This window comes from Enterobacter sp. HG048, assembly GCF_024702055.1.
Lineage (GTDB): Bacteria > Pseudomonadota > Gammaproteobacteria > Enterobacterales > Enterobacteriaceae > Enterobacter > Enterobacter dykesii.
Window position 1 is genome coordinate 1 of the sequence record NZ_JANLIZ010000047.1, and the last position, 269, is coordinate 269.

The following is a 269-nucleotide window of genomic DNA, read 5'->3' on the forward strand; positions in this document are numbered from 1 at the left end:
GCCTACCAGACTCCTTTTAAAGGATGAGCGGTACAGAGATTATAAACGATGGGGCTATAGCTCAGCTGGGAGAGCGCCTGCTTTGCACGCAGGAGGTCTGCGGTTCGATCCCGCATAGCTCCACCATATTTTACTGCGAACACAAGAAAACTTCAGAGTGAACCTGAAAAGGTGCACTGCGAAGTTTTGCTCTTTAAAAATCTGGATCAAGCTGAAAATTGAAACGACACATCTTAATGGTGTGTTCGAGTCTCTCAAATTTTCGCAAT

General features: G+C 45.4%; 1 tRNA gene. It reads left to right on the plus strand.

The features are described from left to right. Positions 1–50 precede the first annotated feature (50 nt). Positions 51–126 (plus strand) — tRNA-Ala (locus NUX24_RS21745). Positions 127–269: the final 143 nt, after the last annotated feature.